Here is a 1,323-nt window from a genome sequence, read left to right on the forward strand (position 1 = left end):
CGGGACTGTCAGGAATTTCGTGTGCGGGCGGGCGGTTGAACATCACGCCGCCATGGCTTTGATGAAGCGCTCACCGAAGATGACGGCGAACTGCGCCTTGGCCATGGCCCATTCACGTGGCGGCATTTTCCACTCTTTCTCAGATCGGTTCAAGATCAAATAGAGTAGCTTGGTTGCGGCATCGTCGCTTGGGAAGTGCCCCCTGGCCCGGACGGCGCGCCTGAGCTTGGAGTTCAGAGCCTCGATCGCGTTGGTGGTGTAGACGATCCTGCGAACCTCGTCTGGGAAAGCGAAGAACGGGATGACCTCGGCCCAGGCGCGCCGCCAGCTCTGACCTATGGCGGGATAACGCTGCCCCCAATGGCCGGCCTCGAACGTCATCAGCGCCTCTTCGGCGGTCTTGGCGTCGATGGCGCGGTAAATATCCTTGAGCGCCGTCGCCAGCCCCCTGCGGTCCTTCCAAGACACGAAGTCCATGCTGTTCCTGAGCAGATGCACGATGCAGGTCTGGACGACCGTTTGCGGGAACACGGCGGTAATGGCGTCGGGGAAGCCTTTGAGGCCATCGACGACAGCCAACAGAATATCCTCGACGCCGCGGTTCTTGAGCTCGTTCATCACCCGCAGCCAGAACTTGGCACCCTCGTTCTGCTCAAGCCACAGGCCCAGCACCTCCTTGGCGCCATCGGCGCGCACGCCAAGCGCGATGTGGATCGCCTTGTTGCGGACCATGCCTTCGTCGCGGATCTTGACCCGGATCGCATCGAAGAAGATGAGCGGGTAAACCGGATCGAGCGGCCGCTGTTGCCAGGCGACGACTTCATCCAGCACCGCGTCGGTCACCGTTGAGATCAGCTCCGGCGAGACGTCGATGCCGTAAAGTTCGTGCAAGTGTCCGGTGATCTCGCGGGTGCTCATGCCGCGCGCATACATCGACACGATCTTGTCGTCGAAGCCTGGAAAGCGGCGCTGATATTTGGCGATCAGTTGAGGGTCGAAGCTCGAGTGGCGGTCGCGCGGCACGTCGATCGCCAGCTTGCCGGTCTCGGTCATCACCGTCTTGCGGCCGTAGCCGTTGCGCGTATTGCCGGCGCTCTCATCGCCGGCCAGGTGATGATCCATCTCCGCGTTCAAGGCGCGCTCGGTCAGCGCTTTCTTCAGTGAATCGAGCAAACCGCCCTGATCAAAAGCGGCGCTGGCCGCGCCACCAGCCAGCAACTGATCGAGAAGCTCATTCGGTATCGCAGGGTCTTTGCGTCGCGACATAGTGGGACTCCTTCTTACCCATTATGCCCGCCCGCACACGAAATTCCTGACAGTCCC

At 61.5% G+C, this 1,323-nt stretch carries 1 protein-coding gene; it reads right to left on the reverse strand.

The window, feature by feature from the left end; translation table 11 throughout:
* Window positions 1-42: 42 nt before the first annotated feature.
* Window positions 43-1,266: an IS256 family transposase gene (locus NKJ01_RS36125; protein WP_352487197.1), complete on the reverse strand. Its 1,224-nt coding sequence runs from the start codon at window positions 1,264-1,266 to the stop codon at window positions 43-45.
* Window positions 1,267-1,323 lie beyond the last annotated feature (57 nt).

The sequence above is a fragment of the Mesorhizobium sp. M0276 genome (assembly GCF_040321755.1).
In the GTDB taxonomy this organism is placed as follows: domain Bacteria; phylum Pseudomonadota; class Alphaproteobacteria; order Rhizobiales; family Rhizobiaceae; genus Mesorhizobium.

What these genes read in the sequence shown, in the direction of transcription:
- NKJ01_RS36125 (WP_352487197.1), bottom strand. Translation starts at nt 1,266, where the DNA reads ATGTCGCGACGCAAAGACCCTGCGATACCGAATGAGCTTCTCGATCAG.